The 22471-nt window shown below is 69.8% G+C and carries 15 protein-coding genes; 6 read left to right on the top strand and 9 right to left on the bottom strand.

Annotated elements, in window-relative coordinates:
• The first annotated feature begins 191 nt into the window (after positions 1-191).
• Positions 192-887 (top strand): HEAT repeat domain-containing protein, encoded by a 696-nt coding sequence (locus ABZ070_RS00800; RefSeq protein WP_356628424.1) that lies wholly within the window; start codon positions 192-194, stop codon positions 885-887.
• Complete coding sequence (locus ABZ070_RS00795) at positions 874-1878, top strand: MerR family transcriptional regulator (protein WP_356628422.1); 1005 nt, start codon at positions 874-876, stop codon at positions 1876-1878. The genes ABZ070_RS00800 and ABZ070_RS00795 overlap by 14 nt, the downstream gene beginning before the upstream one ends.
• A gap of 136 nt (positions 1879-2014) precedes the next feature.
• Here the strand turns inward: ABZ070_RS00795 and ABZ070_RS00790 are convergent, their stop codons facing one another.
• The 6 genes from ABZ070_RS00790 to ABZ070_RS00765 all read right to left on the bottom strand — a co-directional run bounded on the left by ABZ070_RS00790 (position 2015) and on the right by ABZ070_RS00765 (position 5762).
• Positions 2015-2548, bottom strand: coding sequence for an SMI1/KNR4 family protein (locus ABZ070_RS00790; RefSeq protein WP_356628420.1), 534 nt, complete (start codon positions 2546-2548; stop codon positions 2015-2017).
• A 93-nt stretch (positions 2549-2641) separates the two neighbouring features.
• Complete coding sequence (locus ABZ070_RS00785; protein ID WP_356628418.1) at positions 2642-3274, bottom strand: HAD-IA family hydrolase; 633 nt, start codon at positions 3272-3274, stop codon at positions 2642-2644.
• 243 nt (positions 3275-3517) lie between these two features.
• Positions 3518-4141: a hypothetical protein gene (locus ABZ070_RS00780; RefSeq protein WP_356628416.1), complete on the bottom strand. Its 624-nt coding sequence runs from the start codon at positions 4139-4141 to the stop codon at positions 3518-3520.
• Between the two features lie 67 nt (positions 4142-4208).
• The gene (locus ABZ070_RS00775) at positions 4209-5027 is read right to left on the bottom strand and encodes a hypothetical protein (protein ID WP_356628414.1); all 819 of its coding nucleotides are present in this window, start codon (positions 5025-5027) and stop codon (positions 4209-4211) included.
• Positions 5024-5392, bottom strand: coding sequence for a TraR/DksA C4-type zinc finger protein (locus ABZ070_RS00770; protein ID WP_356628412.1), 369 nt, complete (start codon positions 5390-5392; stop codon positions 5024-5026). The genes ABZ070_RS00775 and ABZ070_RS00770 overlap by 4 nt, the downstream gene beginning before the upstream one ends.
• A 46-nt stretch (positions 5393-5438) precedes the next feature.
• Complete coding sequence (locus tag ABZ070_RS00765) at positions 5439-5762, bottom strand: TraR/DksA C4-type zinc finger protein (RefSeq protein WP_356628410.1); 324 nt, start codon at positions 5760-5762, stop codon at positions 5439-5441.
• A gap of 701 nt (positions 5763-6463) precedes the next feature.
• Here ABZ070_RS00765 and ABZ070_RS00760 point away from each other — a divergent pair.
• Positions 6464-10834, top strand: coding sequence for a S8 family serine peptidase (locus tag ABZ070_RS00760; protein ID WP_356628408.1), 4371 nt, complete (start codon positions 6464-6466; stop codon positions 10832-10834).
• Positions 10835-11173: 339 nt separating this feature from the next.
• Entirely contained in the window at positions 11174-15280 is a 4107-nt protein-coding gene (locus ABZ070_RS00755) for a hypothetical protein (protein ID WP_356628406.1), read from the top strand.
• A gap of 74 nt (positions 15281-15354) precedes the next feature.
• On the opposite strand, the gene ABZ070_RS00750 is transcribed toward ABZ070_RS00755, so the two are convergent.
• Positions 15355-15963, bottom strand: a complete 609-nt coding sequence (locus ABZ070_RS00750) for a GPP34 family phosphoprotein (protein ID WP_356628404.1) — start codon at positions 15961-15963, stop codon at positions 15355-15357.
• A 310-nt stretch (positions 15964-16273) separates the two neighbouring features.
• Entirely contained in the window at positions 16274-17158 is an 885-nt protein-coding gene (locus ABZ070_RS00745; protein WP_356628402.1) for a serine protease, read from the bottom strand.
• A 754-nt stretch (positions 17159-17912) separates the two neighbouring features.
• On the opposite strand from ABZ070_RS00745, the gene helR reads away from it, so the two are divergent.
• Positions 17913-20063 (top strand): RNA polymerase recycling motor ATPase HelR, encoded by a 2151-nt coding sequence (gene helR, locus ABZ070_RS00740; RefSeq protein WP_356628400.1) that lies wholly within the window; start codon positions 17913-17915, stop codon positions 20061-20063.
• 120 nt (positions 20064-20183) lie between these two features.
• Here the strand turns inward: helR and ABZ070_RS00735 are convergent, their stop codons facing one another.
• Positions 20184-21617, bottom strand: a complete 1434-nt coding sequence (locus ABZ070_RS00735) for an amino acid permease (RefSeq protein ID WP_356628398.1) — start codon at positions 21615-21617, stop codon at positions 20184-20186.
• 348 nt (positions 21618-21965) lie between these two features.
• Here ABZ070_RS00735 and ABZ070_RS00730 point away from each other — a divergent pair, with 348 nt between their 5' ends.
• Complete coding sequence (locus tag ABZ070_RS00730; protein WP_356628396.1) at positions 21966-22454, top strand: potassium channel family protein; 489 nt, start codon at positions 21966-21968, stop codon at positions 22452-22454.
• Positions 22455-22471: the final 17 nt, after the last annotated feature.

Raw genomic sequence — 22471 nt, 5'->3', positions numbered from 1 at the left:
TTGCCGCTGCGCACTGACGCAGGCGCGGCCGAGTGACGGGCCGTGCCCGGAGGCTGCGGCCGTTGATGGTGGCCACGGCCGGGGTGACGTCGCTTTCACCGACGTCACGTCCTGCTGGTGATCGCGCGGCTGGCGCAGTTTGACCTTGACACGGTGACAGGGTCTTCACTGCTCGCCAGGAGGTGATCCAGATGACGATCACGAGACGGCACACGGATGCGACACGAGCGCTCCAGGGGCTGGAGGACGGCCGTTCGTCCGTGCGGCTGCGGGCTGCTCTGGCGGTCGGCACGGCGCCTGACCCGCGCTTCGTCGACAAGCTCATCGAGCGATGCGCGGTCGAGCCCGACTTCTTCGTCCGCGACATGCTGACCTGGGCGCTCACCCGCCACCCGGTGTCCATGACGCTCCCCGAGCTGGCCCGCCAAGTCCGCTCGGAGCGGGCGCAGGCACGGAGCCAGGCGCTGCATACGCTGTCCAAGATCGGGGACCGGCAGGCATGGCCGGCGATCACACGGGCGCTGTTGTCCGACGCCGACGACGACGTGGCACGGAGTGCCTGGCGGGCTGCGGTCGTGCTCGTGCCGGAAGGCGAGGAGTCCGCCTCGGCCGCTGTGCTGGCGACGCAGCTCGGACGCGGTCAGCGGGAGACGCAGCTGAGTCTCAGCCGGGCACTGGTCGCGCTGGGTGAAGCAGTTGTGCCGGCTCTGCGTACTGCGACGGCGGCCCCTGATCCGCGCGTGCGCGCGCACGCGCTTGCCACACAACGGCTGCTGCGCGACCCGGACGCCGGATTCGAGTTCGCGATCGAGGAGGCGAAGCGCGTCGTGGCCCTCGGCGGGTCCGGCCAGGAGGCAGGAGGGAGAATAGGACGTGTTGATCGGTGAGGTGGCGCGACGGTCCGGGGTCAGTGCCCGCATGCTCCGGCATTACGAGTCGCTGGGCCTGGTACGGCCTTCCGGTCGTACGGGCTCCGGTTATCGGGAGTACTCCAGGGAGGACATCCGGCGGGTCTTCCATATCGAGAGCCTGCGGTCGCTCGGGCTGTCGCTGCGTGAGATCGGGCGCGCGCTGGACGATCCCGGCTTCACGCCGTCGGCGCTCGTCGGCGACCTCATCGGTCAGACACGCGAACGCATCGCGGCCGAGACCGAGCTGCTGAGGCGGCTGCGCCGGATCGATGCCGCGAATCCCGCCGGCTGGGAGGACGCCCTCCAGGTCGTTGCGCTCCTTCAGGCACTGGGCTCGAAGAGCGCCGACGTGCGTCAGCGCGCGGCCCTTTCCTCGGTCGACGAGGTTCCGGTGCCGTTGGAGGCCCTGGTCGAGGCGGCGCTGAGCGAGACGGAGCCGAACGTCGCCGGAGCCCTGCGATGGGCGCTGGCGAGATCGGGCGACGGCGGCCCGGCGCTGCTGGCGGAGGGCCTCGGTTCACCGGTGGCCGCGGTGCGGGAACGTGCCGTTCAGTGCCTCGCCGAGATGCCCGGCGGAGAGGCTACCGCGCTGCTGCGGCAGGCCCTCGCGAACCCCGACGTCGTGGTCCGCGGGTATGCGGCCCTGGCGCTCGGGACACGTGGAGTGGCCGAGGCGGTCCCGACGCTCATCGACATGATCGTGGAAGGAAAGAACGACATCGATGCAGCCGATGCACTGAGCGTGCTGGCGAGCGGCGCCGCGATGGCGGATCAGATCGCAAGCGGGCTCGTCGACCGCCTCGCCCACGACACCACTGAAGCGCCTGCACGCGGACGACTGACTCAGGCGCTGGCCGGCGTCCCGGGGGCGAAGGCGTCACGTGCCCTTGTGGAGCTGTCGCATGACGAGGACCGTGCCGTTGCGCTGACTGCGGCGTACCTTCTTCGGCTACGCGACGCACGGTGACGTATCTCTTGGGGTGCTGCGCACTCGGGGGCCTGGCTTGTAGTTAGACCCCACCCCACTCCCACCCGACGCAGCGTCAGCAATCGGACGTCGTCCGACTACGCCGAAGCCCTGGGGCCGACAGAGTGCCGCGTCGTCATACCGCACCGAGCCGGCGGAATTCATGTGCAGCGCGCGGGAACAAGGACGAGAGGATGTCCGACTGCAGCTCTCCATAAAGGGTGGACGCGAGGAATTGCGTGCAGGATACGGGGAAATGCTCCCATCGGCCGCCGCGCGCCTCGTTCACCATGACGGTCCATCGGTCCGGCTCAAGACTTGGCCGAACAAGCCAGTAGAGGCATTCTCCGTTGTCCGTGGTCGCCCATGGGATGACCCGGGACCCCTCGACCTCCAGTTCCGCCGGCTTCTTCTCGAATTCCCAGAGGCCTGCCAGGCCTTCGGCCTGGCGCTCTGCCCATTCGATGAGGTCGTAGTTCTCGTTGGAGCAGCCGGGCTCCAGGACGTACACATAGTCGTCCCAGTTACTGCCTCCATAGACGTGGATGAGTTCCTTGTAGTCAACGGGAAGCTCCACGCCAAGGCTGCGCTCGACCTCGCCCCAGTCTTTCTGGCGAGGCTCGCTCGGCGCTGGTGCGATCTCGACGAGACGTCTAAGGGCGTTGGTCATGGCGGGAGTCCTGTTTCCAAGGATCAATGAGTCCGGGCGGCAGGCAGGTTGGCTTCACGAAAGCGTCATGGTGAACTTCGAGCGGACACCTTGTCATTGAACGATCAGAGCCACAGCCTCCCGCAGGTCCCCGACAGCGCGATACAGCACCGTGGTCATCCCCAGGTCATGTGCCGCGTCGATGTTCTCCTCCCGGTCGTCCACGAAAAGGCACCGGCCGACGCGGGCGCCGGCCTGCTCTGCCGCTATCTCATAGATGCGACGGTCCGGCTTGGCGACACCGACGAGAGAGCTGTTGACGACGCTGTCCGCGAGATCAGCCAGCCCGAGCGCCGCAAGGTCCTCGTCGAGCCACACAGTCGCGTTCGTGACAAGGACGACCGGGCAATGCTCCCGGACCTGACGGAGAAGGGCCACGACAGCTTCATCCGCCCAGAAGCCGGCCTCGGTGAACGCCTTGGCCAGCGCGTGAGCGTCACTCAACGACACATGGGAGCTGAGGTCCTGGGTGATCGACTGCGCCCACTGATCCCTGGTGATCTGCCCGAGCAGCAGCGGCAGGTCGTTCTCCGGCGCGAATCCGACAGCCGCCGTGATGCCCGCCGGCAGACCCGCTGCTTCCTCCAGACGCGTCACCTCGGCGGTGTCATAAAAACGGATCACCCCGTCGACGTCACACAAGACGGCGTCAAAGGGGAGGCCACCGGCGTCTCTCGCGGTCTTCACGCTGCATGAATACCACTGGCCTGATCACAGCCGACGAGCGGGTCGCCTACCCAGGGTCCGCGTGGATCTCGGTCCGGGGACGTCCCGACGGGGTGATCCGTGCGCACGATCGTGGAGTCCTCTGAGATGTCCCAGGCGATCTCCCCGGCCGCGTCAGCGCCGGAGCCCGTCTCGAAGGGGCTGGTCGTAGGCGAGGCGCGACGTTCCTGACCACCGACGTCGCAGAAGGCCGCGTCTCAGGTGTCATGTGAAGGTCGTCCACCGGGGAGCGGTGCGGGCCCAAGCCGAGTCCCATTCGGCGAGATTGCGCCGCTCCAGCCTGCGGCCGACGTAGCCGTAACATGCAGCGCCGATGAGAGGGACAGCGACGGCGGCAAGGAGAGCGCAGCCCAGGGTGTGGCTGCGGACCCGTTCTGGGGTGAGGGGCGGGTCGGTGACTTTGCCTTCGTCGCTGACCCATACGCGGACGGTGTCGCCGGCGTGCAGGCCGGGTTCGACGTCGGTCTTTGCGGTGCGGGGTTGCCCGTGGGGATCGGTGAAGCGGACGGTGACCGGATACAGGGTCCCCTTCGCTTCGTCCGACCCCGGCTCGGGGTGGCGGGGGACGTCGTGGACGAGGACGGCGGTGGTGTCGTGCCGTGTGCCGGCTTCGTGACGGGCTGTCTGCTGGAAGTGGCGGTAGGCGCCGTCGCCCACCAGGAGCACGACGGCGGGTGTGGTGGCAAGGACGGCCAGGAACAGGCCGAGCGCGATCCACGCCTGCGTAAGGTCGGAGCGGCGGCGCAGTGGGTTGCGGCGCCATCGCCAGAGCAGGACGCGCGGGAGCTCTTCGGGGGGTGGCTGAGCCGGGCGGTTCCCGCGGGCCATGGTGTCTCTCCTTCCGGGTCCGGGGGTGGCAGCATGTGGAAGGGCTGAGGTGGGGACGGGGGCGGCGTCACTGGGGGTGTGCGGCGGGGTTTCCGGTGGTCGAGGGGTGGGTGCGCGCGGCCTCGAGCAGTCTGGCGGCGCCGCGGACCGCGGCGGTGTGGGGCGCGGGCACGGGCGCGACAGGGGCGCGCAGTTGACGGGTGAGGTGGTAGGTGATGTCGGGGCGCAGAGCGCCCCCGCCGGCGAGGAGTGCGCCTGCCCGCAGGGCGTCGAGCGTCTGGGAAGTGGAGTCCTGTTCCAGCATCGCGGTCACCATCACGACAATTGCGTCGGTGATCTGCGCAGGTGGGGTGCGGCTCTCCAGGTCGCTGATGCCGAGAGCGGTGTGGCGGGCGTCGGTCACTGCACCGTCGGTGAGGAGGGTGACCTCGGTGAGGTGGGCGCCGATGTCCACGACGAGCAGGGGACGGGTCAGGTCGGCGCCCGCGGCCACGGCCACGGCTCGCGCGGTGGGGATGGTCAGCACGCTGTACGGCCGCAGGACCTCGACCGCGGTGCGGGCCTCGGTCCTGAAGGCGACTCCTCCGAGGACGGGGGCAGTCAGAACGATCAGGCGGCGGCCGAAGCGGGGCAGGCGGTGGCCGAGCAGTCGCTCGAGCATCCGGGCGGTTCCGGGGGTGTCGACGATGGTGCCGCGCTGGATGGGGTGGATGGCGCCGTCACCGGGGAAGGTCACCGTGGGCACGTCCAGGATGCTTCGTCGGCCGGATATCCAGGCCCGGGTGCGGGCGCTGCCCAGGTCGATGGCGATGCCGGAGCACTGGCGGTACAAGGGCCAGGGCCGGTGCCGGGTGGTCACCGCACGGGTGCGGGGTGTGGTGGTCACCGGTCGGCCTCCCTCACCTGCTGGCAGCGGGTGCAGTAGCGGGCTTGCGGCACGATCATCAACCGCTCGCGGGCGATGGGCCTGCGGCACAGGTGGCAGCCGCCGTAGCGGCCCTGGTCCATGCGCGTGAGGGCTGCTTCGACGTCGGCGAGGACCATGCGGGCGGAGGCGGCGAGCTTGACGCGGACCTCGATCTGGGAGGCGGCCCGCCGGTCGAGCAGCGCCTGCGTGCGATTCGTGGCGGCGTCCGTGATCTGCTGCAGCTGCTCCTGGCGGAACAGGCGCTGCTCGTGCAGATTCGCGCGGAGTGCGGCGAGGTCCTCGGCCGACATCGTGTTGCGTTCCGCGACGATCTGGTGGTTCATCACTTCACCCCTTGGGCAGGGCGGGAACAGGGGATGGGCAGGGCGGTCACGCCGTGGTGCACCGGCAGGGGACGCAGAACCGTGTGTAGGGCAGGATCTCCAGTCGCTCGACCGGGATCGTCTTGGAGCAGCCCAGGCAGATTCCGTAGCTGCCGTCCTCGACGCGGGTGAACGCGGCCTCGATCTCCTTGAGGACGCGCTCGAGGGTCTCCTTCTGCGCCGACATCATCTCCTCCGCGCCCTGTCGGGCCTCACCGACGGCCTGCAGTTGGGTCAGCCGGGCGTTGCGTTCGTGTTCGAGGCGCCGGCGGGCTTCGTGCGCCGTCAGACGCTCGGGACGAGCTTCGATCCGGGGCGTGTCGAGCGACATGGTGCGTCCTTCTCTGAGCAGGGGGTACGGGAAAGGGCCTGGTGGGGCAAGGCCCGGCTCGGGGTGATGGCCGGGGGTCACGGTCGGTGTGTCATGGCTCCACCGTGGCCGATGCGCCGCGTGAAGCCCATCGGGCGCGATACCCATCTGTGGCAGATCCCGGAGCCCATCCGGCCGCGGGCAGGGCGCACACCTGGACGTGGGGTCTGGGCCCCCTCGACGCCGGCGCCGGGGCGGGCAGCCGGGGCGGGCAGCCGGGGCCAGACCGGTCAAGACCAGTGGCCGCGGCTCACGCTCGGGCTGCGCGGTGACCCACCGTAGAGGCACGCCACGCGCCTGCGGCCGCTGCCCGCCTGGTGGCACTTCCCACGACCGGAGTTCCGCCTGCGCAGAGCCGCCGCGACGGCTCTTTCCGGCCTCATGCGGCACGTCCTACATGCCTGTTTACACATAAAACCCTCTATCAACAAAAATACATGTCGTGTACCTATCAATACGACCGCTCCGCTGCGTACGCTCCAGCCAGGCAACGTGCGTGACCCGTGCGGCGCCTGGGGGGCAGGGGACATCCGTTCCGGTTTCCCCTGAACTGGAAGCAGCTCCTGCACCCTTCACCCGTGGCTCATCCGGCCATAGGTCGTCCGGAGGAAGGCAGAACCGAGTTGAGACGTCCAGGCAAGAGACGCATCGTCAGCTCCCTGATGAGCGCCGTCGTGACGATGGCCATCGCCGCGTCAGGCTTAGCCCTGGCCGGTTCCCCCGCACAGGGCGCGCCGGCGGACTCGATGACAGAGGCGGTCGCCGGGGACAAGATTCGCCCGGAGCTCGCGAAGAAGTTCGAGAAGAAGAGCGAAGGCGACTTCTGGATCCGCTTCAAGGACCGAGCGGATCTGAAGCCGGCCAGTTCACACAAGGACTGGTCCAAGCGCGGCAAAGCGGTGGTGGACGCGCTGAAAGGGACCGCCGCCGACAGCCAGGCCAAGGTAAGGGCCGAACTCGATCACGCGGGCGCGAAGTACCGGACCTTCTGGGCGAGCAACGCCATCAAGGTCAGCAGTGGCTCTCTGAAGATGGCCCAGAAGTTCGCCGGCCACGCCGAGGTCGAGGCGCTCTACGCCCCGATCGCGTACAAGGCGCCGGAAGTCACCAAGGGCACCCAAGAGAAGACGGTGAACTCCCTGGAGTGGGGCATCGCGAACATCAACGCCGATGACGTCTGGTCCCAGTTCGGCGTCAAGGGCGAGGGCATCACGGTGGCGAACATCGACACCGGCGTCCAGTTCGACCACCCGGCCCTGGTGGATTCCTACCGTGGCAACAACGGCAACGGCACGTTCAACCACAACTACAACTGGTACGACGCGGCAGGGACCTGCGACGGCGCACCCTGCGACAACAACAACCACGGCACGCACACCATGGGCACGATGGCGGGTGCCGACGGGGACAACCACATAGGCGTCGCACCGGGCGTCAAGTGGATCGCGGCGAACGGCTGCTGCCCCTCCGACGCCGCACTGATCGCTTCGGGCGAGTGGATGCTCGAGCCCCGGGATCTGAACGGTCAGAACCCTGACGTCAGCAAGCGGCCGAACATCATCAACAACTCGTGGGGCTCGCAACTGCCGTCCAACGACCCGTTCATGGAGGACGTGACGCTGGCCTGGACCGCGTCGGGCATCTTCGGGGCCTTCGCCAACGGCAACAGCGGCCCGGGGTGCCAGACCAGCGGCTCTCCCGGCAGTCTGGTCAGCAACTACTCGGTCGGCGCCTACGACGTCAGCAACAACCCCGGCAGCTTCTCGGGCCGTGGGACCGGGCAGAACGGTGAGATCAAGCCGAACATCTCGGCGCCCGGTGTGAACGTCCGGTCGAGTATCCGAAACAGCGGCTACGCCAGTTTCAACGGTACATCGATGGCGACGCCGCACCTCGCGGGCGTGATCGCTCTGCTGTGGTCGGCGGCGCCGGCGCTGGCCGGTGACGTCGAGGCGACCCGCGCACTGCTGAACAACTCGGCGATCGACCGGGCGGACAGCCAGTGCGGCGGCACCGCGGACGACAACAACGTCTTCGGTGAGGGCCGCCTCGACGCACTGGCGCTGCTCGAAGCGGCTCCCATCGGCGACACCGGCACCCTGGCTGGTACGGTCACGGACGCCGCCACCGGTGACCCGGTCGCCAATGCCGCCATCACCCTGACCGGACAGGCGGATCGCCGGCTGACCACCGGGGCCGACGGAAAGTACTCGTCCCTGCTGCCGGCCGGTGATTACGAGGCGGCGGTGAGCGCGTTCGGTTATGAGGCGAAGACGGTCCAGGCCGAAATAGCCACCGAAGAGACGACAACGGTGAACGTGGCACTCACCGCGGCTCCGAGCGTCACTGTCAGTGGGACCGTCACCGACGGCTCCGGACACGGCTGGCCGCTCTACGCGAAGGTGAGCGTCGAGGGTCCATCGGGGGTGTCCGACTACACGACGCCGGCCAATGGCCGGTACACGTTCGAACTCCCCGCCGGCGCCACGTACAACGTGAAGGTCGAGCCGCAGTACCCGGGCTACAAGACGGTGACCAAGGAGGTCGAAGTCGGCTCGGGCAACATCACCCACAACGTCGCCATCCCTGCGTCCGTCGACGACTGCACGTCGGCGCCGGGATACAGATACGGCTCGGACGGCGTGTACCAGACCTTCGACGGCGACACCGCCCCGGCCGGCTGGTCCGTGGTCGACCACGTGGGGAACGGTCAGACCTGGAAGTTCAACGACCCCGGCAACAGGGGCAACACGACGGGCGGCACAGGCAACTTCGCCATCGTCGACAGCGACAGCTACGGCGCCGGCGGGCGGCAGGACACCTCGCTCGTCAGCCCTGTCGTCGATCTGACCGACGTCACGGCGCCGGTGATCCGGTTCGACCAGGACTACAACCGGTTGGCCACCGACCTCGCCGATGTCGACCTCAGCCTCGACAACGGCGAGACCTGGACCAATGTACGCCGGCAGTCGGCCGACGTCCGCGGACCGAAGGTGACCGAGATCCCGATCCCGCAGGCGGCCGGCCAGGCGCAGGTCCAGGTCCGGTTCCGCTACTACGAGGCGACGTACGAGTGGTGGTGGCAGGTCGACAACGTGCTGATCGGCAGCGAGATCACGTGCGAGCCCGTCGAGGGCGGTCTTGTACTGGGTCATGTCCGCGACAAGAACGACAACAGCTATGTCAACGGCGCCACCGTCGCGAGCGACGACCGGCCGGCGGAGAAGGCCACCACCGCGGCGACGCCGGACGACACCGCTCTGGCGGACGGGTTCTTCTGGATGTTCTCCTCACGGACGGACAGCCAGCGGTTCACCGCGAAGGCCGGCAACTACGTCAGCCAGAGCAAGACGGTCGACGTTCAGGCCGACTGGGCAACGGCCACGAACTTCCGGCTCGCGGCCGGCCGGCTGAGCGTCGAGCCGGACAAGGTGGCGGGGACGCTCCGGATGCCGGGCGGCAAGACCGGCAAGACATTCACCGTGACCAACACCGGCGAGGCTCCGGTCGAGGTCGAGTTCGGGGAGCGTGACGCAGGGTTCGAGCTGCTGCGGGCCGACGGGTCCAAGCTGAGCGACGGGCAGGTGCTCGGGTCCGACGGGGCACCGGAGCAGCGGCTCGACGTTCCGACCTCGTTCGCCGCGGCTGTCAATGCCAAGTCTCCAAAGGCGCCGCCCGCCAAGGCCGGCCCGCAGGCCGAGCCCTGGACGGGCATCGCCAACCACCCGTCCAACGTGATGGACAACCGGGTGGTGTACCTGGACGACAAGGTGTACTCCATCGCCGGCGGCAACGGGTCGGCGTCCACGGCGAAGAACTACGTCTACGATTCGATCGCGCAGAAGTGGACAGCGATCGCCGACCTTCCCGCAGCACGTAACGCCATGGCAGTGGGTGTTGTGGAAGGACAGATCATCGCCACCGGCGGCTGGGCGACGGGAGGCACTTCTGGCACCACCTGGTCGTACGACCCGGGGGCCGACACCTGGACGAAGGAGGCCGACAACCCGGCGCCGCGTGCCGCTGCGGGCCAGGCCGTCATCGACGGCATGCTGTACGCCGTCGGCGGCTGCACCACTTCGGGCTGTGCGCCGATGTCCAACGACGTCGTCCGGTACGACCCGGGCAGCGACAAGTGGGAGACGCTTCCCGACTATCCGAAGTCGGTGGCCTTCGCCTCCTGCGGCGGCATCGAAGGCGTCATCTACTGCACCGGTGGTAACGACGGGACCGCCTCGCAGAAGGCCGGTTACGCCTTCGACCCGAGCGCCGGCACCTGGACCGCCATCGCGGACGCTCCGGCCGACAACTGGGCCAGCTCGTTCGCCGTGGCCGGCGGCAAGCTGATGGTCGTCGGGGGTTCGCAGGGCGGAGCGGTCACCAACGCAGGATTCGCCTACGACCCGGCCACCGACGCGTGGTCGAACCTGCCGAACGCCAACACCCCGCGCTACCGCGGCGGCGCGGCGTGCGGCTTCTACAAGGTGGGCGGCTCGTCCGGCGGCTTCACCGCGACACCGGACAGCGAGGTGCTGCCCGGTCTTGATGACTGCGCCGAGGGTGCTGCCGACGTCAGCTGGATGACCATCGACAAGTCGACAGCCACGCTGGCCCCGGGGCAGAAGGTCACGGTCACCGTCGGAATGTCGGCGAGCGTCGACCAGCCCGGCACCTACTCCGGGTCGGTCTCGATCAAGGAGAACACGCCGTACTCGGTGCAGCCGGTGGTTGTGACGATGAAGGCGCAGCCTCCGACGACCTGGGGCAAGCTGATGGGCACGGTCACCGCGAGGAACTGTCAGAGTGCCGCGTCACCGCTCGCCGGCGCGGTGGTCCAGGTCGACTCGTGGGCGATGTCGTGGACCTTCGCCACCGACGCCGAGGGCAGGTACGCCCACTGGCTGGATCGGCGGAACAATCCGCTGACGATGATCGTGGCCAAGGACGGCTGGAAGCCCCAGACCCGCACGGCGAAAGTCAACCCCAGCACACCCACGGTGGAGGACTTCGCGTTGTCTCCCATCCGCTGCTGACGACTGACACCTGAACGGAACAGATCCGGCCCGCCTGGCTGTCACCAGCAGGCGGGCCGGATCGCGCGCCACTGCCTTTCCCGTCCGGAAACAGCAGGTCGCGGGCCGCCGCGATCGGCAGAGCGGCCGTCGGACAGAGCGCCCACGCCGGCGCAGTGCTCCACACCACGCTGTTCGTGGCCGAAGAAGCCGGGCAGCTCACCAACTGGTGGTTCATGAACAAGCAGCCGTGGCCGCTGAGATACCGCGCCGCCGGGCCGTCGCCACTCGGCGAGACGCTACTGAGCGACCTCGTGTTTGCTGCCGGCCGGGCACGGTCCGCCTGGCAAGATCGGAGGCATGACCAGCAGCACCGGTACTCCCGTCCCCCTTCCGGCCAACCACCGGATCTCCGAGACCTATGCCGACTGGGCACGCGCCCGGGCCCCGCATGCGGAGCCCGATGCCCGCGCCGTGCTCGAAGAGGCGGACCGGCACCGGGGGCGGGCGTGGGAGAAGCCCGGCCGGTTCGTGGACGGCATGGAGCGGGTGGCCCGTGGACTGCCGGCTGCGCATCTGCCGTGGTTCTGGGACACCATCGGCCACTGGCTGCTGGAAACGCATGCCCGCTCCGCCGCCCGCGCGTACAGCCGGGCACGCGCGGCCGAACGCACCCACGGACTGCACGTCGATCCCGATTGGCGGCAGGCGAACGTGTTGCTGTTCGCACGCTTCGGCGCCTTGCCCGCCACCGAACTCAGCGGACATTCCCCGTGGCTGGCCGGTGTGCTCGAACCGGGTGACGCGCACCGCGAGTTCGTGCGCATGCTGACGGTCTGGGCGGTGTCCCCCGGCGCGCTGCCCGCCGACCTGGGCCGCCGTGTCCGTGATTCTGCCCGCGCCTGCGGCCTCGGTGTCGAAGAGGAGGCGCGGGTGCTGGGCGGGTTGCTTGCGGCGGCCCGTGGGAAGGCAGTTCCGGACCGGCTGCTCGAGGCGGCCGCCGGACCGCTCGCCGCGCACCCGCCGACCGACGACCAGGCCACCGCCCTGCTCGACCTGTTCCCCGAGTCGAAGAACAACGCCGCCGCTTGGCTGCGGCTGCTCGTCGGATGCGGCGCCGCCGATGCCGCCGCCGTCGGACGGATCGTCCCCGAGGGCGGTTTCGGCGAATGGCTGCGCCGCTACTCGGCCGCGTACTCGCACCGCACCGTCGCCGGCGGCGGTGTGACGCGGCAGCCCATGCCGGGCGAACTGTTCGACCTGGTATGTCGGTTCGCCCCGCTCCTGCGTGCGGCCGGCACTCCGGTCAAGCTGCACGAGGACCGCTACCGATGGCCGCACCTGGACGCCGACCTGCTCGACGTGTGCCTCGCCGAGGGCATACCGGTCGAGGACCCAGGTCCTGCCATCAGCATCGAGTTCTGGGACGAGCATTCACAGCGCGACCTCAAAGCGCTGGCCGCCGACCCCGTTTTCGGGCCCCGGCTGGAGGGCACCGTGCACGCCGGGCTCCGCAGGGGCGGCGGCACGGCCATCAGCAGGCTCCCGCAGAACCCCGGCATCGCCGCCGAGGTGCACAACCGTATCGAGAAGCTGATCGGGGCTCTGCACGGCGGCGGGCTCGCCGCCGCCGACGAGGCCGTCGACGAACTGCGCGACCTCCTCGACCGGCCCACCGCCATCGCCCTGGACGGCATTGAGGAGGCCCTCGAAGCCCTCGACCTCCAAGGACCGCTTGCCCGCGCCCTGCGCGCCGGGCTGCCCGAGGAACTGGGGTGGCCCGCGCTGGAGGAGGCCCTTGCCGAGTTCCGCCCCGACGAGACCGTGCATGTCACCTGCACCTGGCCTGTGCTCACCGTGTACGGGGACGCGCGTGCCATCGCCGTCGACCACGCCGGTCGCCGCGGTGACCACTCCCTGGAGCTGCCCGCCACGGCGGGCGGCCACACCGTTCACTGGGTCGGTGGCCAGTTCCTCGTCGCCTGGAACGAGGACCACGAGGGCAACTGGTGCAACAGCGCCTACTGGTCCGACCGGCCCGGCGAGATCTTCGCTCCTGAAGAGACGTACGGACTCCGCCCCTACGGCGGCAGCATCCAGGGCGGCCTCGGCTACCAGTTCGCCACCTCCGACGGCGAGGGCCGGTGCGACGGGGAACGCGTCCTTCGTGCAGGCGGCCGCGAGGGCATCGGCCATCGCGACTACCAGATGAGTGACGGCCGCGAGGTCTGGAGCTCCGAGGTGTTCGGCGAGCGCCGCAACGGCTGGGCCCGTCTCGACCCGGACACGGGCTCCCCCACGGACGAACGCACCCTGCCCGCCTTCCACCGGCCCGCCGAAGTGCCGCCCGGCACCGCGCCCTTCGCCGACCACCGGATCCTCGCGTGGCTGCCGCAAGGGGTCGTGAACTCCCCGCTCGGCCAGGACGGGCGGCTCACCGGCTGCCGCGTCCACCATCGCACCCCGTATGCCGGGCCGTCGCCCCGCGAGTTCGTGCTGGAGTCCATCGACGGCCGTACCGCCTCTTACCGCAGCCGGCGTTGGGGCCGCCGCCCTTGGGGCATCCTCGCCCTGCCACTCGGCGGGGAAGACGGCGTCATGGCCGGCGATACAACCGTTCGCTGCCACGCCGCCGAGGACAACTCGCTGCTCTGGCAGGCCCGTGGCTTCCCCGGCAGCCGTGATCAGTCACCGGTGCGCGCGACCCTCGGCGAGCAGGCCGGGCCCGTGCCGCCGCCTGCCTACTGGCACTTCCTCACCCCCCGCGACGAGGCGTCCTCACAGGCCCTGCGCGCCGTCACCGACACCGCTGTACGCCGGCTGCTGGACCCGAGGACCAGCAGTTGCGACGGCGAGTCCCACCCCCTGCCCGGTGTGACCGACCCCCGGATCCGCGTCGGCGTCGCCCGCGCCGTCCGGCTCGCGGCAGACGTGCTGCGCCGCCGACGGGAGCTGTCCCACCGCGTGGCCGTCATGCGGTCGGGCCCGGTGGTCGATCTCCCCGACCCGGTGCCCGACACCCGACTCGTGCCCGCACTGCACGATCTGCTCCCCCAGCTGCGCGCCTACGAGGAGAAGCCGTCGCAGCCGCATCCCGCCCTGCTCACGGCGGTCGCCGCCGACGGCCGGTACCTGCGCGGCGAGATCGACGACGAGGTCCGGGTGCTCGCGCTGCCCGCCACTCCGCCCGAGTGGGCAGCGCTGGTCGGCCGCATCGATGCGGTGGCCTGGCGGGCCGCGGCAGGCGCCACCCCCGACGGGCAACGGCAGGCTCTCACCGCGCTGCTGGAGGTGTGGAGCCGACAGCCGTTCGCCGAGTCCGGCAGCTCATGGCGGACCGGCCGCGCCCCCGACCGGCACATCGCCGCGCTCCGCGCAGTCGCCACGGTGGCCTCGGGGCAGGTCCGCAGCGGCCTCGCCCCCTTCCTCCAGCGCGCCGCCGAACCGGTGCCCGCCGACGCCGAGGAATGCGAGACCCACACCATCGCGTTCGACGACACCACCCGGCTTCCCGTCCTGCTGGCCCTGCTGGCCGAGCGCGGCCCGCTGCCGATTCCCGACGAGGCCGTGGATCTGTTCCGTTGGCGGACCGGAGTGCCGCGGCCGATCGCGGCCCTGACACTCGACGGCTTCGCCGGCAGCGCCGACTACGACGTGCACCGCAAACTGCTCCGCGCCAAGCCGTACAGGGCGGACCGGGCCACTTCCCTGGCGTACGACGAGTTCCGGCGACGCCTCGGCACGGTCGGGCGGCGCACCGTGCTGGCGGCCGCCGTGCCTGCGGACCCGGCCGAACTGTGGGCGCCCGGCGGCCCGACCGCCGCTGCCGACCGGATGGCCGCTGCCTGGGCCGGGCTCCTCGGCACCGGGCCGTACACCGACGACGGCAGCCACGCCGCGGCGCTGGCCGCGGATCGCGGGCTGCCGGAGGCCTGGGCCACGGCCCTGCTCACCGGCCGACTCCTCGAGCCCCTCGACGCCGACGGAGTACGGGCCGCGGCAACCGCCATTGCTTGGGCGCTCACCGAGCGCCCGGTCGGCGACCCGGCCGCGACCGGCGCCCGGGTGCTCATCGACCAGCTGACGAGGGCCCCCGCGACTCTGGTGGCCGACCTGCGCCGACTGGCGGACCGGTCCACCGCCACGCCCGTCCCACCCGGCCAGTACGAGACCAACCCGCTGTTCAGCGTCCCGGCCCTGGTGGACGAGGCTGCGACGGCCCTCGGGGTCGGCCGCGACGCGGCCGCCCTCCATCTCCAACTGCACGCCCTCGACCGCCCGGCCGACCGCACCGTCCGCCGCTGGAACGCCTGGACTCTCGACCACCACCGCACCGTCCGCAAGGAACTCACCACGGCCAAAGCCCCCCGTCCCGCGCCCGCGTCCGCCCCGTCGGACGAGCCCAGGGAGGTCCCGCTCCCCGTGCACGAGCGCTTCGCCCGCGCCTGGGCGGCACCGGCACGGTGACGGCGCGCCTCACAGTGTCGCGGTCGTGGGATTCCCGCGGCCGCGGCCCCTTGGGGACCTGCCCTGCGTACGGATCACTCAAGGCCGCGCCAGATGTTGTCGAAGGCTGCCTGCTCCACACCTCGGCGTTGCCGCTCTGCCTCCAGTTCCAGCAGCGCGTCGTTGACACCGGCCACCACCGTCGCCACGACGTGGTCCACATCGTCCGGTCGGTCTCCGGTCTGCTGCTCGCCACGAACCCCGAGGCTCTCGGCGAGAGCGACGAGAACGGGTTCGGAGGCTGCCCAGCGCTCCGCCGCATGGCGGCGGGAGGGCGAATCGGCAAGGACCTTCCGGCCGCCCCGGAAGTGGTGCTTGCCCTGCGGCACAACTGCCCCTTCCGCCTCGAGGGCGGCAAGGTACTTGCCGGCCAAGGAGTTGCCTCTGCGCCACAGCCAGTCACTGACCGACTCGAAGGGTTCTTGACGAACGAATGAGGCGGCAGCCTCTTCCAGGATCCGATCTGTGGGTGCGGGCAGGCGGCCCGGCACGATGCGACCGTCGTCCAATCGGCCGGCAGGGAGCTTCAAAAGGTCGATCAACTCGGCTCCTGCGAGCGCGAGCGACAGGTCACCTGATTCCACTGGGCGGCTGGGCTGCCCCACATCAAGGGCGACGATGAACAGGTCCCGCGGCGTGGTCATGAGAGGCCTCACGTTCAAGCGTCGACGTCGTCATGTCGTTGAGGTGTCCCCCGCCGGGTCTGCAGGACCGCCAGGCCGCCGCGGCGACATGTGGTCGCGGCGATCGCTGAACCGATGTCCGAATGTGAGTTTACGCAGCGTGCACGGTGCCTGCATCCCGCCCGCGTGCCCGATCGCCGTTCTCGCCGTGGCGGTGTGCGGCGACGGCGCGCCCGAAGGACGCACCGGGTGCCGGGCCGGTCGTACCGGCCCGGCACCCGTCACGACGGCAGCGCGTCACGCCGCCACCGCGACCGGCACAAGGCTACGGTCAGCGGCCGATCTTCTTCTTGATCCGCTTGCCCTCGGGCGACTCCTCAAGGGTCTTCCACAGCTTGGCCGAGCTGGTGGACGTGTAGACGCCGGGGGCGCCCTGCTCGCCGCAGCCCTCGCCGTACGACACGATGCCGATCTGGTACGTACGGCCGGACACCTTGCGGAACAACGGGCCGCCGCTGTCGCCCTGGCAGGAGTCCTTGCCCTCCACGCCCGCGCAGACGTTCACGGCCTTGTTGTAGCCCGGGTACGTCGCCGTGCACTCGGGGTGCGAGAGCAACGGCACGTTCACTCCGCGCAGCCGGTCGGGGTAGCTGGGCAGCTCGGTGTCGGTGTTGCCCCAGCCGATGACCTTGGCCTTGGCTCCGGGGCGCAGGAGGGCGTCGGTGCCGGGTGTCGGCAGCTTGACGGAGGCGATGCCCTTGACCGGCTTGGCCAGCTCGAGGAGTGCAAGGTCGTATGCCTCGTCACCCTTGAGGTAGCGGGGGTGCGAGATGATGCCGGTCACGTTGCGGAGTTGGCCCTGCCGCTTGTCGGACAGCACGGTGCGGCCGACGGTGACCTCGATGTCCTTCGCCTTGGTACCCGTCACACAGTGGGCGGCGGTCATGACGACGTCGGGGCTGATCAGGCTCGCGCCGCAGAACTGGCGCTTCACCGGGCTCTCCGCGCCCTTGGCCAGCACGGCCGCCATCCAGGGGTAGGCGGAGTCGGACTGCTCGACGCCGCCGATGATCTTGATGCTGGGCTTGCTCCGTTCGTCGGAAGGCGCCGCCTGGGCCGTCGCCGCGGCCGTGACGACGAGCGCCAGCGCCGCACTCGACGCCAGTCCGACGGAGGCTATCCGGCGGGCGTGGCGACGGGGCAGGAAGTCTCTCATGGGGGGTTGGTCTCCATTTCCGGGTCGGTCGCCAAAGGGCCGGGCTGTTACGGTCGTTGGCCCTTCGGCGCGTTGCCGTGATCTCAGACCGTGGAAATGCCGCCGAGGTTCACTCGGCGGCGAAAATTGTCCGGCGGACGTCCCCCGGCCCGCGTTGGGGACTGGTTCACGTCGACGCAGCTCCGTCCAACCAGCCTTGACGGACGGGAGGTTGGCGATTTGCTTCTCGCCGTCCGGCGTGTGCCGGGGAACTTGTACGCTGCGACGACGGGCGCGCCGCATCGACAACAGGCTTGGGCGGGCGCGGATTTCACACCGACGGGGTGCTTGTCGCCGAAGAGGGTGTGAGCGTCCGCTTCCACGGCTGCGTGCCGGCCGACCGGGTGGTACCTCCTGGGCGGACGAAATCGCCGTACGCGCGCGCTGCGCTGTGCGAGGAGGCTGTCCGTCGACTGCGGACGATCAGGGAAAGGGGAGTACCCACTCCTTTCCACTCTCAACATATAGCGCATGGGGGGCCTTGCGGCAAGGCCCGGGTGGTGCCGCACAATCACTCGGCAATCACCTCACCGAGGCCTGTACCAGGGGAAACCGGAGATGCACAACGTGCGTTTGTTGTTGTCGCTTTACGGGTCGTGCGCGGACGCCGAACCGGTCGGGAAGCTCACGCCGCGGTGGCCGGCCCCCGGCACCGAGGTTCGGGTGTGGGCGCCATGGGACTTCACGGACGTGACAACAGATCGGAACTGCTGAAATGACCCCTCTGACCACGAGCGCCTTCGACCTTCCCGACCACCTGGCCCCCAAGGCAGACCCGACGCTGATCGCCGGCGACGAGCAGCGCTTCGCCGCCATCGCGCAGAGCCTCGAGCAGTCGATCGCCGAACTGTCCGACACCCTCGACGCCACACTCAAGGCCCCTGTCGGCGAGGGCCGGCAGGCGATGGACCGGGACACCGAGATCCACCGGCTGACCGCGCGCCTGCGCACACTGCGCCGCTTCGGTCTGGACCTGTGCCTCGGCCACATCGTCGGCGCGGACGACCCCGAGCCCGTCTACATCGGTCGCCTCGGCCTCACCGACAGCGAGGGCCGTCGGCTGCTGATCGACTGGCGCTCACCGGCGGCCGAGCCGTTCTTCGCGGCCACCCACGCCAACCCGATGGGGCTGGCAAGCCGCCGCAGGTACCGCTGGACCAGCGGCCGGATCAGCGACTACTGGGACGAGGTGTTCACCTCGGACAATATCGTCGGGCACGCCGCGCTCGACGACCAGTCCGCCTTCATCGCCAGCCTGGGCAGCAACAGGTCGGCCCGGATGCGCGATGTGCTCGGCACCATCCAGGCCGACCAGGACGCCATCATCCGGGCGGGGTCCCGCGGCGCTCTCGTCGTCGACGGCGGGCCGGGCACCGGGAAGACCGTCGTCGCTCTGCACCGCACCGCCCACCTGCTCTACTCCGACCCCCGTCTCGGTCACCGTCGCGGCGGCGTGCTGTTCGTCGGTCCGCATCGGCCCTACCTCGCCTACGTCGAGGACGTCCTGCCCAGCCTCGGCGAGGAGGGTGTACAGACCTGCACCGTGCGGGACCTCGTCGCCGAGGGGGCCGGAGCCGCGCTGGAGGCCGACCCCGAGGTCGCCCGTCTGAAGTCGTCCGCGGACATGGTGAAAGCGATCGAGAAGGCCGTCAGGTTCTACGAGGAACCGCCCGCCAAGGGGATGACGGTCACGACCCACTGGTCCGACCTCTGGCTGAGCGCCGATGACTGGGCCGAGGCGTTCGCAGCACCGGGACCCAGCACTCCGCACAACGAAGCGCGCGACCAGATCCTGGAAGAGCTGGTCACGATCCTGATGGACAAGTACGACGGCGATGCCTCTCCCGACCTGTTCCGCAAGTCGCTGCTGCAGGACAAGGAGCTGACCGACACGCTCAACGGCGCGTGGCCGTTGCTCGACCCGGCCGACCTCGTCTCGGACCTGTGGACGGTGCCCGCCTACCTGCGGATGTGCGCTCCCTGGCTCAGCTCCGACGAGGTGCGCACGCTGCAGCGCAAGGATGCTCCCCAGGCCTGGACGGTGTCCGACCTGCCGCTGCTGGACGCTGCCCGGCAGCGGCTCGGCGACCCGGAGGCGGCACGGCGCAAGCGCCGGCACGACGCCGCGGTCGCCGCCGAGCGCGAGCAGCGGAACCGGGTCGTCGACGACCTGATCGCGTCCGACGACTCCGAGATGCTCGTGATGTCGATGCTGCGCGGCCAGGACCTGCAAGGCACTCTGGTCGACGAGGCAGCACTGTCGAGCACCGACCGGGATCTGCTGGCCGGCCCGTTCGCGCACGTCGTCGTGGACGAGGCCCAGGAACTGACCGACGCGGAGTGGCAGATGCTGCTGCTCCGCTGCCCGTCTCGGAGCTTCACCATCGTCGGGGACCGCGCCCAGGCCAGGCACGGGTTCACGGAGTCGTGGCAGGAGCGGCTCGAGCGGATCGGGCTCGACCGGATCGACATGGCCTCGCTGAGCATCAACTACCGGACGCCGGAAGAGGTGATGACGGAAGCCGAGCCGGTCATCCGAGCCGCTCTCCCGGACGCCAATGTGCCGACCTCGATCCGCAGCACCGGCATCGCCGTCAGGCACGGGGCTCTTTCCGACCTGGACTTTGTCCTCGACACCTGGCTCGCCTCGCATGCCGACGGGATCGCCTGCGTCATCGGCGATCCGACGTTCCGGGCGACGTCCCGCGTCCGGTCGCTGACACCGGAGCTGTCGAAGGGACTCGAGTTCGACCTCGTCGTTCTCATCGACCCTGAGGCATTCGGCGACGGTACCGAAGGCGCCGTCGACCGCTATGTCGCGATGACCCGGGCGACCCAGCAACTCGTCGTCCTCACGAGCTGCTGAGACAGACCCGGATGACCGAATCGCGACCGCGGGCGGGCCGCACCGCACCAGTGGGCGGCCCGCCCCACGGTTCGAGGCCGCCCGGCCAGGACGGTCGTCGGTCGTCGGTCGTCGGTCGCGTCACCGCTGCTTCGGCGCGGCCCCGCTTTCTCCCGTGGCCAGATTCGACTTCCGGTACGAGTACGCGAAATAGATCACGAGGCCGATGAGCAGCCACACCAGGAACCGGAGCCAGGTCTGCCAGGCCAGGAAGGTGATCAGCCAGAGCGAGAACACGACACCGATTGCCGGGACGAACGGCACGCCCGGGCAGCGGAAGCTCCGCGGCAGGTCCGGTTGGCGGCGACGGAGCACGATCACCGCGATGCACACCACGACGAACGCGAGCAGGATCCCGATGTTGGTGAGCTCCGCCGCCTCGCCGATCGGCAGGAACCCGGCGATCAGCGCCGACGCCACGCCCACGATCCACGTCACCCGCACCGGAACGTGCCGCGTCGGGTGCGTCTTCGCGAACCAGTGCGGAAGGAGCCCGTCGCGGCTCATCGAGAACCACACCCGGGTCACGCCCAGCATGAAGGTGAACATCACTGTGAGGATGCCGATGATCGCGCCGACCGCGATGAGGTTCGCGAGACCTCCCAGCCCCACCGACTCGAAGGCCGTCGAGAACCCGCTCTCCGGGTCGATCTCCGTGTAGTTCTGCATGCCCGTCAGCACCAGACAGGCCAGCACGTACAGCACCATCGAGATCGCCAGGGAGTAGATGATCGCCTTCGGCATGTGCCGCTGCGCGTCCTTGGACTCCTCGGCCGCCGTGGACATGGCGTCGTATCCGAACACGGCGAAGAAGACGGTCGCCGCACCCGTGAACGCCCCACTGATGCCGTACGGGAAGAACGGGTTGTAGTTCGCGGTGTCGATGTGGAAGAAGCCGATGACGATCACCAGCAGGACCACCAGGACCTTCAGCACCACGACGACCGTCTCGAACCGCGCCGCGTTCTTGATGCCGAGCGTGAGCAGGTACGCGGTGAACAGGCACAGAATCATCGCGAACAGGTCGACCTCACGCCCCTCGCCGGTGCCCGGCGCGCCCAGCATCCATACCGGCAGGTCGACACCCATCGAGTTGAGGAGGAAGCCGAAGTAGCCGGAGATTCCGATGGCGACCACCGCAACGATCGCCGTGTACTCCAGCAACAGGTCCCATCCGATGAACCAGCCCGCCAGTTCACCGAGCACCGCGTAGCCGTAGGTGTACGCCGATCCTGCCTTCGGGATCATGCCCGCGAACTCGGCGTAGGAGAAGGCCGCGGCCGCGCTCGCCACGCCCGCGATCAGGAACGAGACGAGCACCGCGGGCCCGGCCGTACCGTTGGCGACCGCCCCGGCGAGCGCGAAGATACCGGCGCCGATGATGCCACCGACACCGATGGCCGTCAGCTGCGTCAGACCGAGCGTTCTGGTGAGCTGTTCACTCGGGGCGCCCTCTTCGATCTGCTCGATGGGCTTGCGGCGCAGTACGCCCTTTCCCATCTGGAGTCCTGCCATGGTCCACCTCTTCGCAGACTGCTGTCGGCCGATGGCGGCTCATGATGGCCCAGGCGAGGCGGTGGCGGAACCCGACATGCGGAAACGCCGGCGTGAGCCTGGCTGGAACATGGCAGGACCACCGTCATGGGCCAATTCCCGACCCGCGCGCCTCAACGAGGTGGGTACCGGCAACGAGGTCGGGTGTCCTCGACCAGGGGGCGCAGCTTGTCGGCCAGGTCCCCCGTGATCGGGCACGGCTTCTGGATCCGTCTCCGTCCGCGGCGTGTGTCGTACCGGTCGGCGTTCGCGTCGCGGCGGTAGCCTCCCCACGGTGTCCCCGCCCGCCGCGGCCCGGAGGGTCTGCCCGTGCAGCAGCCGTTCCTCGCCCTCTTCCTCAGCCGCCTGCTGGGCAACCGATGGTGGCGCGCCTTCCACGTGCGGGCGGCCCTGTGCGTGTCACTCGTGACCGCCGTCGTCCTGCTGGCCGGGTCGGCGCTGATGGTGTCGGCCGAGCGGGACGCGCCCGATGCCACCATCACCTCCTTCCCGCGGGCCGTCTGGTGGTCCGTCGAGACCGCGACGACGGTCGGCTACGGCGACCTCTATCCGGTGACCGCGTGGGGCCGCGTCATCGCCGCCGTGGTGATGCTGGCCGGCATCACGACCTTCGGCATGATCACCGCAGCCCTCGCCACGTGGTTCGTCGGAAGGGCCCAGCAGGACGCCCGGGCACTGGGCTCGGCGGCGCACCGCTACGCCGAGGCCGGGGAGGCCGCGATGCACGCGGAGGTACGGGCGCTGCACGAACGCTTCGACCGAGTGGAGCAGTTGCTCGTCGACCGTGACACGCGCTGACATCTCCGGGGTCGGGG

The organism is Streptomyces sp. NPDC006283 (assembly GCF_040613325.1).
In the GTDB taxonomy this organism is placed as follows: Bacteria; Actinomycetota; Actinomycetes; order Streptomycetales; family Streptomycetaceae; genus Streptomyces.
Note: the sequence above shows the minus strand (reverse complement) of the source record. Positions and strands in the feature narration are given on the sequence as shown.

What these genes read in the sequence shown, in the direction of transcription:
- ABZ070_RS00800 (WP_356628424.1), top strand. Translation starts at nt 192, where the DNA reads ATGACGATCACGAGACGGCACACGGATGCGACACGAGCGCTCCAGGGG.
- ABZ070_RS00790 (WP_356628420.1), bottom strand. Translation starts at nt 2,548, where the DNA reads ATGACCAACGCCCTTAGACGTCTCGTCGAGATCGCACCAGCGCCGAGC.
- ABZ070_RS00780 (WP_356628416.1), bottom strand. Translation starts at nt 4,141, where the DNA reads ATGGCCCGCGGGAACCGCCCGGCTCAGCCACCCCCCGAAGAGCTCCCG.
- ABZ070_RS00770 (WP_356628412.1), bottom strand. Translation starts at nt 5,392, where the DNA reads ATGAACCACCAGATCGTCGCGGAACGCAACACGATGTCGGCCGAGGAC.
- ABZ070_RS00765 (WP_356628410.1), bottom strand. Translation starts at nt 5,762, where the DNA reads ATGTCGCTCGACACGCCCCGGATCGAAGCTCGTCCCGAGCGTCTGACG.
- ABZ070_RS00760 (WP_356628408.1), top strand. Translation starts at nt 6,464, where the DNA reads ATGAGCGCCGTCGTGACGATGGCCATCGCCGCGTCAGGCTTAGCCCTG.
- ABZ070_RS00755 (WP_356628406.1), top strand. Translation starts at nt 11,174, where the DNA reads ATGACCAGCAGCACCGGTACTCCCGTCCCCCTTCCGGCCAACCACCGG.
- ABZ070_RS00750 (WP_356628404.1), bottom strand. Translation starts at nt 15,963, where the DNA reads ATGACCACGCCGCGGGACCTGTTCATCGTCGCCCTTGATGTGGGGCAG.
- ABZ070_RS00745 (WP_356628402.1), bottom strand. Translation starts at nt 17,158, where the DNA reads ATGAGAGACTTCCTGCCCCGTCGCCACGCCCGCCGGATAGCCTCCGTC.
- helR (WP_356628400.1), top strand. Translation starts at nt 17,913, where the DNA reads ATGACCCCTCTGACCACGAGCGCCTTCGACCTTCCCGACCACCTGGCC.
- ABZ070_RS00735 (WP_356628398.1), bottom strand. Translation starts at nt 21,617, where the DNA reads ATGGCAGGACTCCAGATGGGAAAGGGCGTACTGCGCCGCAAGCCCATC.